The sequence below is a fragment of the bacterium SCSIO 12741 genome (genome assembly GCA_024398055.1).
GTDB lineage: Bacteria > Bacteroidota > Bacteroidia > Flavobacteriales_G > Salibacteraceae > SCSIO-12741.
Map to the genome: position 1 here is coordinate 466,755 of CP073749.1, position 14,955 is coordinate 481,709.

14 protein-coding genes are annotated in these 14,955 nt (G+C 44.0%); 1 reads left to right on the plus strand and 13 read right to left on the minus strand.

All coding sequences use genetic code 11. The features are described from left to right. Position 1 precedes the first annotated feature (1 nt). The 8 genes from KFE98_02060 to KFE98_02095 all read right to left on the minus strand — a co-directional run bounded on the left by KFE98_02060 (position 2) and on the right by KFE98_02095 (position 11,077). Positions 2–1,309, minus strand: coding sequence for a TolC family protein (locus tag KFE98_02060; GenBank protein ID UTW62966.1), 1,308 nt, complete (start codon positions 1,307–1,309; stop codon positions 2–4). A 1-nt stretch (position 1,310) separates the two neighbouring features. After that, positions 1,311–4,460, minus strand: coding sequence for an efflux RND transporter permease subunit (locus KFE98_02065; protein ID UTW62967.1), 3,150 nt, complete (start codon positions 4,458–4,460; stop codon positions 1,311–1,313). 2 nt (positions 4,461–4,462) lie between these two features. Beyond that, on the minus strand, positions 4,463–5,584 hold the full coding sequence (locus KFE98_02070; GenBank protein ID UTW62968.1) for an HlyD family efflux transporter periplasmic adaptor subunit: 1,122 nt from the start codon (positions 5,582–5,584) through the stop codon (positions 4,463–4,465). A gap of 1 nt (position 5,585) precedes the next feature. After that, the gene (locus KFE98_02075) at positions 5,586–6,029 is read right to left on the minus strand and encodes a MarR family transcriptional regulator (protein ID UTW62969.1); all 444 of its coding nucleotides are present in this window, start codon (positions 6,027–6,029) and stop codon (positions 5,586–5,588) included. Between the two features lie 152 nt (positions 6,030–6,181). After that, the gene (locus tag KFE98_02080) at positions 6,182–6,946 is read right to left on the minus strand and encodes a response regulator transcription factor (GenBank protein UTW62970.1); all 765 of its coding nucleotides are present in this window, start codon (positions 6,944–6,946) and stop codon (positions 6,182–6,184) included. Continuing rightward, positions 6,930–8,072 carry a histidine kinase gene (locus KFE98_02085; protein UTW62971.1) on the minus strand — a complete coding sequence of 381 codons (1,143 nt, stop codon included), beginning with the start codon at positions 8,070–8,072 and terminating at the stop codon, positions 6,930–6,932. The genes KFE98_02080 and KFE98_02085 overlap by 17 nt, the downstream gene beginning before the upstream one ends. Positions 8,073–8,096: 24 nt before the next feature. After that, on the minus strand, positions 8,097–9,458 hold the full coding sequence (locus tag KFE98_02090; GenBank protein UTW62972.1) for a serine hydrolase: 1,362 nt from the start codon (positions 9,456–9,458) through the stop codon (positions 8,097–8,099). Positions 9,459–9,715: 257 nt separating this feature from the next. Then, positions 9,716–11,077 (minus strand): serine hydrolase, encoded by a 1,362-nt coding sequence (locus KFE98_02095; GenBank protein ID UTW62973.1) that lies wholly within the window; start codon positions 11,075–11,077, stop codon positions 9,716–9,718. 224 nt (positions 11,078–11,301) lie between these two features. Between KFE98_02095 and KFE98_02100 the strand changes: the two genes are divergently transcribed. Next, complete coding sequence (locus KFE98_02100) at positions 11,302–11,721, plus strand: VOC family protein (protein ID UTW62974.1); 420 nt, start codon at positions 11,302–11,304, stop codon at positions 11,719–11,721. Positions 11,722–11,753: 32 nt separating this feature from the next. Here the strand turns inward: KFE98_02100 and KFE98_02105 are convergent, their stop codons facing one another. The 5 genes from KFE98_02105 to KFE98_02125 form a co-directional block, all read right to left on the minus strand. After that, positions 11,754–12,545, minus strand: coding sequence for a hypothetical protein (locus KFE98_02105; GenBank protein UTW62975.1), 792 nt, complete (start codon positions 12,543–12,545; stop codon positions 11,754–11,756). Positions 12,546–12,604: 59 nt separating this feature from the next. Continuing rightward, a complete protein-coding gene (locus tag KFE98_02110; GenBank protein ID UTW62976.1) occupies positions 12,605–13,291 on the minus strand; it encodes a methyltransferase domain-containing protein in 687 nt (228 codons plus the stop codon). Positions 13,292–13,307: 16 nt separating this feature from the next. Next, on the minus strand, positions 13,308–13,865 hold the full coding sequence (locus tag KFE98_02115) for a DUF1572 family protein (GenBank protein ID UTW64617.1): 558 nt from the start codon (positions 13,863–13,865) through the stop codon (positions 13,308–13,310). Between the two features lie 44 nt (positions 13,866–13,909). Then, positions 13,910–14,356 carry a hypothetical protein gene (locus KFE98_02120; GenBank protein ID UTW62977.1) on the minus strand — a complete coding sequence of 149 codons (447 nt, stop codon included), beginning with the start codon at positions 14,354–14,356 and terminating at the stop codon, positions 13,910–13,912. A gap of 113 nt (positions 14,357–14,469) precedes the next feature. Beyond that, positions 14,470–14,889: a hypothetical protein gene (locus KFE98_02125; protein UTW62978.1), complete on the minus strand. Its 420-nt coding sequence runs from the start codon at positions 14,887–14,889 to the stop codon at positions 14,470–14,472. Between the last annotated feature and the right edge of the window lie 66 nt (positions 14,890–14,955).

Consider the following 14,955-nt stretch of genomic DNA (forward strand, 5'->3'; position numbering starts at 1 on the left):
ACTACTTCTTCTGTATCAAAAGCCCTGAAAGCCTCAAAAGTTCAAACTCACTGGTTCTTACCTCGTATTTGCTGCTTACAATTCTTACTTGTGCTCTTAGGTAATTCAGCTGAGCATCCCTAAACTGGGTATTCGTCACTTTACCGATTTGGTACAACTCACGTGTTCGGGAGAAATTTGCCTCTGCATTTCGCAGGTTACTTTCTTCCATTTTGAGCACGGTCTTGTCCTTTTCATATTCTACCCAGGCATTTCTTAAATCCATGGTCAACTGATCCTTGGCCAAAAGTTGTAGCTCCTGAAAGCTCTCGTACTGAACCCTGGCATTATTGGCCCGAATTTTCCGCTGATTAGCCTGAAAGATGGGGTACACCAATGTTACCCCTCCGGTAAGCCCAGTATTCCGACTCTCAAGTAGGTTACCCACCTCGTTGTTGGCTCCGTTTATCCCATAGCTTCCGTTTAAAGCAATAACCGGCATATAGGTACTGTTGGCCAATTCCAGGTCTTTCTCGGCAACCAATTTGTTGTATTCGGCATTCAGCAACTGAGCGTTGTTTTCAAAGGCATTCTTTTCCAGCTCTTCCAAAGACATGGTTTCTACGATATCCACGTCCATGTCAATTTCAAATTTGGAGGGAAGCTTGTAACCGGTAAGCATATTGAGCTGCTCGCTAAACTGCAGCAACTGAGCTTCGGCATTGGCCAATGTAACGCTATCACTATTTAAGTCCACTTTGGCACTCAAGTAATCGATACTGCTGCTTCCGCCTGACTCAAATTTGGCCTCTGCCCGATTGGTTCTATCCTGGGATATCTGAACGGACTGACGAGCCACTTCTACATTGTTGGCGGCATTGGCAGCCAGGTAATACGTATTGACCACTTGAATCAAAGTAGCCTCTACGGATGCCCGGGTCTTCACGTTTTCCAAATCATACATCAACACCAATTTCTTGTAGTTCTTAAACATGGCCATTCCATCAAAAATGGTCCAGTTCACACCTACAGATCCGTTGTAGTTGAAGGACTCCGCCCCATTAACCTCAATAGGTTCGGGAACACCCAAAAGCTCCAGCTTGGTGTTGTTGTTCGAATAGTTCGCTCCACCTTGAAGATTAACGGTTGGTAATTGTCCGGCATTTCCCCGATCAGCATTGTTCTCAGCAATGAGTACATTGTTTTGAAAAACACGAATGTTGTGGTTATGCTCCAAGGCCAATTGCATGACTTGGTCTAATCCCACTATTTGCGCCTGGCCCGAAAACACAAGCAGACTTAATAATCCTACTATCAAACTCTGTTTCATCTTAGGAAAGTTTTTCGTTTTCATTTTTCAATTCTTTATGCGCCGGCTCTACCTGTTCGCGACTGGGCCAAATTCCATTCCAGCTCCAGAAACCAAACATCCTAAATCGATTGATCATGACCAGCAATACGGGAAGAACGATTAAGGTGGTATAGGTGGCAATCATCAAACCGTAGGCGACTGAAATGGCCATAGGAATAAGAAATTGAGCTTGAAAGGATGTTTCCAAAATCAAAGGAGCCAATCCAGCTACCGTGGTAACGGAGGTTAGAATAATCGGCCGGAATCGAGAGCGACCAGCTTCGAAAATGGCTTTCATCACATCTCCGGTTTCCTTGATCAGTTCGTTGGTTCTACTCACAAACACCAAGCTATCATTCACCATGACTCCAATGAGGGCGATCACTCCAAACATAGATAGCATACTAATCGCCTGATCGTGGAACCAGTGTCCCCAACCTACTCCAATAAAGCCAAAGGGAATGGTGAGAAAAACGGCTAAGGTTTGCAAGAAGGAGCGGAAGGTTAAGATGATGATAGCTGCCATCAAAATCAAGATAATCGGTATCACCTTGACTGCTGAGCGTCCCATTTTTTGCTGTTCCTTACTCTGGCCTTCGTACGACACTGAAATACTGGGGTACTTCTGAAGAAGATCCGGCAAAATATTATCCTTGATTTCAGCGATCATATCGGACGCAGAAACATCGGGATCGGCGATATCGGCTTCGATACGAACCTCTCTTCTTCCATCCAGGTGATTGATGGCCACAATTCCTTTTTCTAACTCATATTCGGCAATCTCCCGGAAAGGAATTTCCATGCCGTCAGCTGTACGGATACGCATGTTTTCCAATCGATCGAGGGAAGCCCGGTCGCGCAAATCGAATCTTACCCATACTTTTACCTCATCCAATCCACGTTGCAAACGTTGCACTTCCTGACCAAAATAACCCTGCCGAACCTGAGTCACTACATCCTGAAGACGTAACCCAAGCAAATAGGCCTTTTCTTTCAATTTGATTCGGATTTCCCGAGGTCCTTCTTTGTCGGTATCAATCACATCTTTCAACGAGGTGAGTTTCTTTAACTCGGATTTGAGTTCGTTTTTCGCCTGACTCAGTTCTTCGAGGTTATTCCCCAAAAGAGAAACTGAAACTGGCTTTCCAAAAGGAGTTTGGATTCCAAATGATAACTTTTCTGCCTCATACATCGGACCTACCTGGCGACTAATCAAATTGGAAATGGTAAAACTCTTCATGTTCCGCTGCTCGGTGGTCATCAATCGAATGCTAACTTCACCCGCATTGGCGCCAGGGCCTAATTTCACCAAAACATTTTCGATAACCTGACCGGAGTCTTCCCGGGTCTTACTAATCGAGTCGCTTACTGCCCAGGCCGCAGCTTCAATTTTGCGAAGGGATCCTTCGGTAATATATTCACGTGTACCGGAAGGCATTTCCAGGGTTACGGTAATAAAATCCTGCTCAATTGAAGGAAAAATGGTCCGACGAATTATTCCACCATTCATGGCACCAATGGTTATGAAAAATAACGCTGTTGGAATAGAGAGGGCCAAAACCCAATTGTGCAGTGAGAACTCAAGAATGGGAGCATAAATCTTGTCCCGCAAATAATTCATCGTCCGGTCAAAGACCTTTTCCAGAGCATTTTTTGTAGCCTTAGGGCTAAGGGCTCTGGAGTGAGCAATATGTGCCGGAAGAATCAATGCACCTTCTACCAGAGAAAAGGCCAACGTTGAAATCACTACAAAGGCCATATCGGGAGCAAATTCACCCAGACGACCATCCATAAAGAAGAAGGTAGAAAAGGCCACTGCAGTCGTTAAAATAGCGGAAAATACTGCCGGCAATACTTGCATGGTTCCATCAATAGCCGCCTGAAGAGCCGGCTTTCCACGTTCATATTGTTTGTAGATATTTTCTCCGATTACGATACCATCATCCACCAGGATACCCACAACGAGAATCATTCCGAAAAGAGAAATAACATTGATCGTCACCGCGCTGAAGGCTCCAATAAGGAACATTCCCATAAAACTGATGGGAATACTCAGAGCCACCCAAAAAGCCAATCGAATATGAAGGAAACAAGCCAGGAAAATCAATACGAGGATAAACCCGATTAATCCGTTTTTGGCCAGCAGGTCGATACGCTCATTCAAGGTGACAGAACCATCCCTAACCACGGTAGCTTTGACCACATCATTCTTTTCGTTGAAATCGTCGACGTAAACTTTTACATCATCGGCAATTTGAAGAATGTCTTCCTCAATGGTATTCCGGACGGTCACCACTACCGAAGGTTCTCTATTCAAAAAGTTTCGGTTGGGGTTATCAGCCCAAATGTCTTGTACGTTGGCCACGTCACCCAGGCGAACGATACGACCATCACGTTGTGTTTTTACCACAATGTCACGAAGATCATCGGCGTAGTAACCTTTGGCTACGGCCCGGATATTCAGCTCTTCCCGACTTCCTTTAAGCTTTCCTCCTGTTGTTTCAAGATTCGCCCTTCTTACGGCATCACTTACTTGAGTGAATGTTAAGTTGTAGGCCTGCAGATCTTGCTCCCTAAGGGCAATCTCAATTTCCTCATCGGGAAAACCAGATAGCTCGACTTTCGAAATTCCATCGATGCCGAGCAGATCACTTTCGGCCTTTTGAGCGAACTGCTTCAAGGTGCGTAAGTCTACTTCCCCACTTAGCGAAAAGGAGATGGCAAAACTCAGAGCCTCTCGTTTGTACATGACCGGAGGTTCCATCTCATCGGGAAAGGAGGGAATACTATTAACCGCATTCTTAACATCCTGCAGCACCAGATCGGTGTCGTACTCCTTAAGAACTTCCACGGTGATCACACCCCGATTCTCCTGGGAAACGGAAGATATTCTCTCTACACCGGTTACCCCGCGTAGCTTGTCCTCAATTTTTAAAACAATTCCCTTTTCAATCTCTTCCGGAGATGATCCAGGATAGGTGGCTTCCACCAAAATGATTCTACTCTCTGATACAGGAAAGAAGGTTTTTTTCCAAGAAAGCAAACCAAATCCACCGAAAATTAGAATCAGAAACATCAATACGTTCCCGGTTATCGGGTAACGTATGAAATAGGCTATCAGGCTTCTCACGATTACTTAGCTATTTGTTTGGGTGAAACCTTCATTCCATTGTAGGCGGCGCTGTACACCTGATTTAGGATGACATCACCATCTTTTAATCCGGAGATCACCACCCGATTTTTGCCAATCTTGATCAAATTGACTTCGGATAGAATCAACAAAGAATCTTGCACGAGGTACATTTTATTAAGATCTACCATCAGCTCTCTTGGCACTTCCACGGCATTCGGAAAATCGTCGGTTATCACACTTCCTGTGAGGTACATACCTTCTCTCAGATTTTCACCCTTCAGCTGAACAAAAACCTTCAAGGTCTGCGTGGTTTGATCAATACTGGCACTCTTACGTTTTACCGTTCCTATCCATTCGCCTGGGAGATCTTCTGAATGCAGGACCACCTGATCACCCAAATGGATCAATGAAGCATCGTTGGCGTTTACAGCTGCCTCCAACTCATATTCACCCGGTTGAATCAAAGTTCCGAGACGCTGTCCAACACGAATCATAGCACCCGGTTCGAGGTTTCCTTCACTCAGCATTCCATTGAAAGGTGCATAGATGCTGTACTTCGACAAATGCTCTTCCTGACTTTTGATGGTGTAGTAACGATTGTACACATCCCGGGATGTCAAAAAGTTGCGACGCTTAGCATCTTCGGTTTCCGGAAGTGGCGGCAACGGCTTATTCAGGTCAATCGAACCTACATAGGCCTGCCAGCTTTCGTAAGCATCTGGAAAATCATATTTGATATCGGGGCCAAGCTGCACCAACAAATTCAGGTAGCTCGATTTAGCCGCCATTAGATTCAAATAATACTCCGAACTGTCAATTTTGAGCACTTCTTCACCTTGGGTAAAAGTGGCTCCTTCCTTAAATTCCCGCGAGGAAGAAAGCAGAATACCCTGAACTTCAGAAAACAACTCAACCCGCTTACGGGCCACCAACTTACCGCTTACGTCAATGCGATTGGGGATGGAATCGTTTTGAATTTTTCGTACCAGAACCACAGGAGCCTTACTCCCTGCATCATTCCTTTCTGGACGTTCCTTCTGACTGGCCAAAAATCCGGAAAGATATAGGCCCAATAACACCACGATAATTCCAATGCTTATGGTTACAATTCTGTTTCTCATGTTATTTGATTTCGTGTAGAATGGATTTTAATTTGATCAGGGAATCTTTGAGAACCTGGGCTTCTTCTCCACCCAGCTTGTCATCGATAAGTAGGAGTTCCTTTTTGGCGTAAGGAATGAATTGGTCGCGGGCTTCAACACCCTTGTCGGTTACAAAAATGATTTTGTTGCGTCGATCCTCACCATCTTCTTCGCGGCGGATCAGGTCTTTCTTTTCCAATTGATCAACCAATCGGGAGATTCCTGGCTTTGTTTTGTTCAAGCAATCGGCCATCTCCTGCTGGTTTATTCCCGGATTTTTACACAAAAAGGCCAGGGTCCTCAGTTGCTCAAAAGGTATATCAATGCCTGCCTCGGTAAGCCTGGACTGCATCAACGAATGCATAGCCGCCGCCGTCGAGGTAATCAGGTAACCCAGATTGGAATTTAAATTAGTAGGATCCATAAAGTGTTGTTACAACAGTTAATGTATTAACGGTTGCAAAGCTAACTAAACAAATCCATTTCAGAAATCAAATTGTATCCGAACTTCCTGACATGTGTTAAACGGGTAAAAAGAAGGGGGAATGGCAAGGCCTATATTCGGCCAACGGGTACTTAGGAACTTCCGAAACTTTCCTTTAGGTCATTCACATAGCTGTTGCCACAGGGCAGAGAAACGCCCTCTTCATGATCCATCACCACGGACCATTTATAGTTGAAGCCACGGCGCATTTCCAGCGCATAATTACGGTTGATCATGTAGGTGCGATGTATCCGTAAAAAGTCGGCTGGCAGTTCCTTCTCCAATCGCGTTAGGGACTTATTGAGCAAATGAGTTTTTCCATTTTTCAAATAGACTGTGACGTATTTGTCCTCAGCTTTGAAGTAGACCAACTCATTCAATTTTAGGATAACCAAGCGGTCCCCTACCATCACCGATAGGGATTGAAGTTTTTGAGCCGGCCGATTTGCCTCTACCAGTTCCATAATGGTATTTGCCGACCACTGACCATAACGGGATTGCTCTTTCAGTTTTTCCATGGTTATCGCCAAACGGGACTTGACTATGGGCTTTAACAAATAGTCGATGGAATTTTGCTCAAAAGCCTTTAGCGCATATTCTTCAAAGGCTGTTACAAAAATGATCTTGGGGGATTGCTTCAGGTGTTGCAGCATCTCAAAACCAGACATAACCGGCATTTGAATGTCAAGAAACAGGAGGTCGGGTTGAAGTTCTTCGATCTGCTCTAATCCCTTTTTGCCATTTTCAGCTTCACCAATTACCTCCACCCACTCCTGGTAAGGCTTCAACATTTCCCGCAATCGATGTCGAGCGAGTTTTTCGTCGTCAATAATCAGAGCTTTATAGGGCAGATTCATCAGTAACTAATTGAGAAAAAGTAAGGGTAATTTTTTTGGGGTCGGCAGGCACGATTTCGATTTTGGCTGAGCCAGGAAACAGGAGATCCAGTTTTTCTTGTACGCTCAATAGTCCATATCCGGTAGCAAACTGAGGTTTAAAATCAGGACCATTATCGGTAATCGTTAGATAGAGTTTATCATCATCGAGCTTCACTTCCAAAGTAATTTCTCCTTTCTCTACATGGGATGTCCCATGCTTGATGGCATTTTCCACCAAGGGCTGAATGATGAATTTTGGAATTAAGAACTTACGAGCAGCCGTGTCGGAAATCAAAACAAATTTCAACTGATCTCCAAATCGAATCTTTTCTATGTCGAGATAAATTCGAGCCATTTTCAACTCTTCTTCAACGGTTGCATAGTTTCCTTTTGACGAGTGAAGGCTGTACCGAAACAATTCTGACAAGGCCAAAATCATTTCTTCGGCTTTATCGGCATCAAGGTGCACGAGAGACACAATCGAGTTTAAGGAATTGTAGAGAAAGTGAGGATTGATCCGAGCATGAAGCGATTCCAGCTTGGCCTTGTCCTTCAATTGTTCCAAGCGAAACATTTCGAGTTCCTTAACCTTAAGCTCCAGCCGGTGTTTCTCGGTGCGCTGATGCTGCATGAGAACCGGTACGGAGGCCACAATACCCAGAAGCGTATAGTTTACAGTATTGGTCATATAAGCGGGCAATTCGATTTCAAAATAATTTAGACTTATGTCGTATTCAATATCAAAATAGGGTCCAATAATCTGGTAGCAAAAATCAATGAACATGCCGGCCAGAAAGAAACCGAAAATGGTTCCCAATATCTTCACCGTCCCTTTTTTCAAAAAACCTGACCGGTGTAAAAAATACTCCGCCAGAAAAATGGTATTGATCACAACGAGTATGACTATGTTCCATTCTGTGAGGGCAAATGCTTCATAAACGAATGCGCCGGTGCTCCCACTTGCCAAGGTCTCATTGAGAATGATAATCAGAATGGCAAATGCCAGCCTCACTAAATTCACCCACATCAAGACGGGCAAACCTCCAATCATGGCCTTGAGCCACGGATTGGAAGTTTTTTGCTGCCATCTGGAAATTCTGTTCATTGCTTAAACTACTTAGCCACAAGTTTACTTAAAAAGGATACGTTGATGCAGGATTTCTCCGGTCTCCTTATTCTGGATTTCGGCAATAAAAAGCCCTGACCCTATTTCTGATTGAAGTAATTGTAGGGTTCCTGATTCCGATTCCGCCTCAAGAACAAGTGCTCCACTGGTAGAATACACGCTCACTTCAATATGGGCAGGTGCAGCAGTTTCGATAAAGACCTGCTCGGTAGCGGGCATCGGATAAATACGAGCTTCAAACTCCCTTTCTTTTTCGGCACCATCGGTACTTAAGAAGGTTCTTGGAACATTGGGCAATTCGCTTTCCATCAAACCAATCAAAATGCTGGCCATTATCACAGGTTGATTGCTTTTATCTGCTTCCAGGCCGATGGTCGCCACGCTGAAATCACTTTCTACACTGTACTGCATAGCACTGTGTTGAAGGGTTGTTCCCCCATGTCCGTAGTATTCCCTTCCCAGAATTCTACTTTTTATAATCCCCAATCCATAATTCCATCCGTTGGGGCGTACTTTGGTATCGGTTAGTTGATCGAAGGACTTCTGACTTAATAGTTGTCCTCCAAACAATTGGTGGCACCACTTGGCAAAATCGGCTGGAGTAGCTATTACTCCACCGGCCGACCAGGCTGAGGTCAACATCGCTACAGGAACCTTATCATCAAAGGATCCGTCAGGAAACCAAACACCGGAATAGTCTTTTGTATAATTCTCATAATGCGCCAAATAGGTATCCTCAAGACCGAGTGGATCAAAAATGCGCTCTCTCAAAAATTGATGGTAGGACTTACCACTTGCTTTCTCAATAATCATGGCAGCAGCAACATAGCCTGAGTTCGAGTAGGACCAATCGGTACCTGGTGCGAAATCCGGTTGCTGCAAAAACCGAGGCAGAATGCTATCTGAAGGAAGCGGATTCGCCCAGTTGGCATTGAGCCAAGGTACAAAATTGGGATGTTCGGTGTAGCTGTACATTCCACTGGTATGCTCCAATAGTTGGCGAATGGTAATGTCTCCCCGGACGTGATTGATGGCCGGTAAATACTGACCAATGGTATCATCCAAAGTAACCTTTCCGTCTTCTACTAGCAACAACATGGCTGCGGCTGTCATAGACTTTGTGTTGCTTCCAATGTCATAAAGCAAATCAGGAGTTAGGTCTTTGGTTCCCTGTTTGCCATGAGAATCAGTCCAAATGCTTCCATCGGGAAATACGATGGCGGCTCCAATTCCTTTCATTTGTAGAGAGCTGGCCCGTTGGTGAAACAATGCGCTTAAAGTATCTGCCAGGTAGGCACTCATCTGAGCCTTGGATGAAACAGTACAAAGGATCAGAATTAATAGAGAGAATAATTTCGTTTTCATTGTGTAGTAATTTGAGATCAAACTTACGGGAGGCTACGCCGAATGAGAAGGCATTTCCGACGAACCGGGAATTTAACGGCGTGAATCAAAAATGCTCAGAAATGCCCATCTGCATTGGTTCTATTCACATCTTCGGGTTTGATATTAGGAGACTATCAAGCTATTAAACAAAAAGACTTCCAACCCTGGTAAGTCACCCAGAATTGGAAGTCGAAAAGAAAGGGGAAACTAAATTGTCCTATTGCTTATTCGGCACTTTATTTAAACAAAAATCGATTATGAAAAACCTGCCCATTTTCAGGGTTAATAACCCGAGCAATGAACATTCCTGAACCCAATTCTTCTCTTAACAACACAGCTCGTCCAAAGTCTGAGTATGTTTCGTAAATCAATTCACCAGAAGTAGAATAAACGCTGATCTGAGCAGCTCTTTCTTGAGAAGTTTCAATCGTAACTTGATCAACAGCTGGATTCGGATACACATTTAGGGTCAGTTGAGAATCGGTAAGCTCGTCTTCACCCAAAAAGGTTACCGGAACATTCGGCAATTCACTTTCCATCAAATCAATCAGAAAGTTGGCCATTTGTACAGGTTGACCGGCCTTATCTGTTTCTATTCCGATAACAGCTACACTAAAATCACTTTCAATACTATACTCCATGGCACTATGCTGAAGAGTAGTTCCACCATGGCTGTAATAATCACGGCCCTTGTAGCTGCGTTTCATCACACCCAGACCATAATTCCAACCCGTTCCTGTGGGCTTAGTATCAGTCATTTCCTGTAAGGAAGAAGACTTTAAAAGCTGACCGCCAAACAAGGATTGACACCATCTTCCAAAATCAGCCGGCGTGGCAATTACACCTCCTGCAGCCCAAGCCGCAGTCAAAAATGAAGTGGACGGAATGGAATCGTAAGTACCGTCAGGCCACCAAACACCCACATGATTCTCTGTAGCGTAGCGCTCATAAAAAGATAAATAAGTGTCACCCAGACCTAAGCGATCAAAGAGCTTTTCTCGTAGGAACTGCTGATAGCTCATTCCACTTACTTTTTCAATAATCAACCCAGCTGCAGTATACCCGGAGTTGGAGTAAGCCCACTTGGCCCCTGGCTTAAAATTCGGAACGTCAAGGTATTTGTATAACACACTGTCAGGATCAATTCGAGAAGTCCAGTTTTGGTTAACAAAGGGGTAAAAATCGGGGTGCAATTCAAAAGTCGCCATGCCACTTGTATGGGCCAGAACTTGGCGAATGGTGGCATTGCCAGGCATATTCTTGATGGGTGGCAGATACATTCCAATACTATCTTCTAAAGACAACTTACCTTCTTCAACCAACAACAACACAGCCGCAGCGGTCATGGATTTGGTATTGCTACCTATTTCAAACAAGAGATCAGGAGTTAGCGAGTCAGTTCCTTTGTTGCCATGAGTGGCAGTCCAAACACTTCCATCCGGAAAAACTACCGAAGCTCCAATTCCTTTCATTTTAAGTAAATCAGCGCGTTGGTGAAACAGAGCATCCAAGGTGTCGGCCAGGTAGGCGCTCATTTGAGCTTTGGAGGTAAAAGAAAAAAGGACAAGGACGAGTAGAGTGAGAAGTTTTGTTTTCATGACTTAGTAATTTGAGACCAAATCTACCGGCCCTCAAGCGGGCGACCCAGTCATTTCCGACGAACCGGGGAAATGGAGGAGTGAATGAGAAATTTTTGAATTTTCAATCTCGAATCTTGAAACCAGAATTGGAGAAGGACGCTCGGATCAAGGCAGAAGAAGTGAGAAGCGAGATTCGAGATTCGAGATTCGAGATTGAAAACTGATTTCCCTACCTTGGTAGAATGAAAAAGAAAGTAACTGGCATTGGCGGCGTATTCTTTAAATCTGCCGACCCCGCAGCTTCGAGAGATTGGTACCGTGATCATTTGGGATTAACCACCAACGACTATGGCGCCCTCTTCGAATTTAGATTGAGTGACAATCCTGACCACAAAGGATACCTTCAATGGAGTCCAATGGATAGGGACACCACCTACATGGATCCTTCCAAAAAGGAGTTTATGATCAATTTTCGGGTGGAAAACATCGAGGAGTTGGTTCAGGAATTGAAGGCTTCAGGCATCACCGTGTTGGATGACATTGAGGCATTTGAATATGGTAAGTTCGTACACATTCTGGATCCGGATGGCGTAAAGATTGAATTATGGGAACCAGAGGATTCTGTGTTTACTAACGATGATGATGGTAAGACTACGTTTTAAGTTGCATCGTAACAAGAGTCAAGACATTTAATCTACTCATTTAGATCAACATACCTTGTCAACTCACCTCTTTTCTCTTTCGCTACCAATCTATTTCTATCCAAAAGAGGAATTTCCCTAATTATTTGAAACTCGTAGCCCAGGATAGAGTCCATTTCATAATTATATTCTGGAACGACGTGACAGCGGAAATAAATTCCGGTTTTGGCAAAATGAGCCCAAAATATACCTCCCTCATCAGGAGACCAAGGATTTGCACGAAATGGATATCCGCCCTTACTTCTAATATAATCTGCGACTCCTAAACTATCTAAAGAATCCATTTTAAAACTAAAAACCCGCCAATGAATATCGTATTCGCAATCCTTAATATCATCATAGATATAGGGGAAATAGGGATTTTTACTGATTTCCTGTGCAAATGGATTTTCGGGATCGACCTTATTTGTATCAATAGATTCCACGGTGTCTTGGGCCGGATCAATTTCCACAAAATCAGATAGGAATTCTGAATTGAATTCTTCCCTTTCCTGCTCCAACAGTCTTTCAACTAAATCATAATATTGGTTTGAACAGGTCAGCGAACTAACATCATATTGAATGGAAGTATCCCCTATCGTCTTAACGAATTGAGGTTGGCCACAGGGCATAGACACGCATCGATACCCATCATCGACCAGGGCCTTGAGGTTTAAATTCGGATTGAGTTCAAAGGGATGCCAATAGGGTTCACGATCTATTTCTGGCTGACTGACGGTGTGCGTAATCCAGGCTGATGCCATCATCCCGAGAAACAACAGGATGATCCAGTGGTAGGTTTTCATGGTAGCTCTTTTATTTAAGCATCAAGCAAAAATTCCGCCAAAAAAGTGCCGACCGAACTCTACTTTAATCCTAGGGTATAAAATCCCGTCAGGTGCATCACTTCTCCTGCAAATTCGCGATCGGGCTCGTCTATAATTTCAGTACTTACTTCTCGAAATCCGGCATCGCGAAAGAGCTTTTCCACTTCACTCCTATCGTACTTGCTAAAGCCGTAGTTCGTGGCTTCCATTTGCTCCAGGCAATCTCGATCGCGGTAGCCATTTACGATTCTTCCACCAGGTTTCAGAACTCTCAAAAGCTCTTTTGCGTTATCCAGAGGCTGAGGCCAGAAATACAGGGTATTTGTACTCACAATGACGTCAAAAGAATGCTCGGCAAATGGAAGCTTTTCAATAGACGCTTCCACAAATCGCACCCGTTGCTGGTCGACAAGGGTATTATTGAGTCGTTGAGCCTCTTCTACCATGGTTGCAGAAAAATCGGCACCCGTATAACTCAGGTTTTCCGACTGGCTTAAAAGTTCGGGGATATAGAATCCATTACCCATCCCAATTTCCAAAATCTGTTCTCCGTCTTGGGCCTTAAGCAATTGATAGGCATTTCGGGTAATGTGTTCGTTACCCTGATTCATTACCTCGGCTACCTTCTTTCCCAAATCACCTTCGGGTTGACGCAGTTGTTTGGCCAATTCCTGAGGAGTCATTCCTTCTTTGGGCTCGGGTATTTTATCTCCTAACGTTTTCATGCTGCTAAACTAATGGCTATTTGATGTCATCGGTAAAATGACCGCCATGTTTTCCCCGTGAAAACTTCTCCGCATTAAAGGCCTTGGATTGCCCTTTGGGAATGGAAAGACTCTGCCAATCGGATCCTTGATATTGTTTTCCCATCAGAACAATTTGGCCCACATGATAGGCATAGTGACACAACTGACGGTTAACGGCATCAACAATGGTGTGCGCCTGATTCCTGATGTAGACGGGAGTGGAAAAATTGTCCTCATTCACCGAGTCCAGAGCAGAATAGAGACAATTCCAGCCTTCCTCCCATTTGGTAAGAAGCTCCTCCCGGGATTGAATCAAGTCTTCAAATTCCTGATCTCTCTGACGCCACTCTTTTTCTCCATCGGCGGTTAAAAAATCGGTCCAGCGTGAGCGCATATTACCCCACATATGATTGACCACTATGGCAATCGAATTTCCATCGGAATGATCTTTTTTAAAAAGGTCCTCATCGGATAGTTGGTCAAAAGTTTTGCTCCCCAGAGCTTGGTAGTATTCAAATTGTTTTCGGGCACTAATTATGTAATTGGCCTCGATGTTCTTCTTCTCCATTCGTTCTATCAAAGCGAAGAAGGTAAGGCTTATTTTTTACAAAATTTACCTTGTTCTAATTTCTGATCAACTTCAGCAATCTCCTCCTCTGAAAACTTGTATAATTCCAAATCGATAAATACCTGATCAGCGCCATCCAGATGAAGTTTGAGCTTGTCAAATTTTCGCTCATAGGATGCCAATTCTTTCTCCCGATCGATACTAAAAGCTTCGCCATCCTGATGACCTCGAATAAAGGAATCGTCGATTTCAAAATCATAACTACGGAGCTTCTTTATTCTTTGGTTAGCATGAACGATCACATAGATACCGAACAGAACAAAAAAGCCATGATTCAGAATATCCCCCCAATTTTGAAAAAGCCCCTGACCACGGGTAGCAGCAATAGCCATTTGAACCAAGCCAACAAAAAGAAGAAGTCCCCCAAGGAAGAAGTTTCTGGTCAGTTTAGCGCGGTTATTTTTGGTTGTGTACATGGCTCAATGTTTTGTTCGAAGCCAAATGTAATAATTGACAAAAAAAACTGCCCGCAAATGCGAGCAGTTCAAAATGTCTAATCCGGTCTCTGAGCCACCGGAAACTGAAGCGATTAATTGATGGTAACTACCGCATCGAAACACGGTGCACCACTGCCCCAATTTAGGGTTACGGTAGCCCCGGCACAGGGGTTCGTCATCGTTGTTGTTGTAAGCCCAATAGCTGGCCCAATATGCCACCACACAGCGGGTGAACATAAACTGGTACAACCTCCTCCGGTATCATCCCAAACGAGACGCATATAAGTGGTAAATGGGTGAGCTGGATCTCCTTGAAACATCATCCCTGTTCCGGGTGGAATATGGGTTAAAGGTGAAGTGATCATGGGCATTCCATTAACACAACCTGCATAGGATGCAGCAACAACGCAGAAATCGAATCCGCTGTTGTTTTGTACCCAAACCTGATTGTGTTGAGCAGATAGGGCAAAAGCGAATAATGTAAACAGAGAAATAAGGTATAGCTTTTTCATAGTTTTAAGTTTAAGTGTTCAAAAAGGTCGATGAGTTCGCTCAGAGAAATCGAACAACCCACTCAA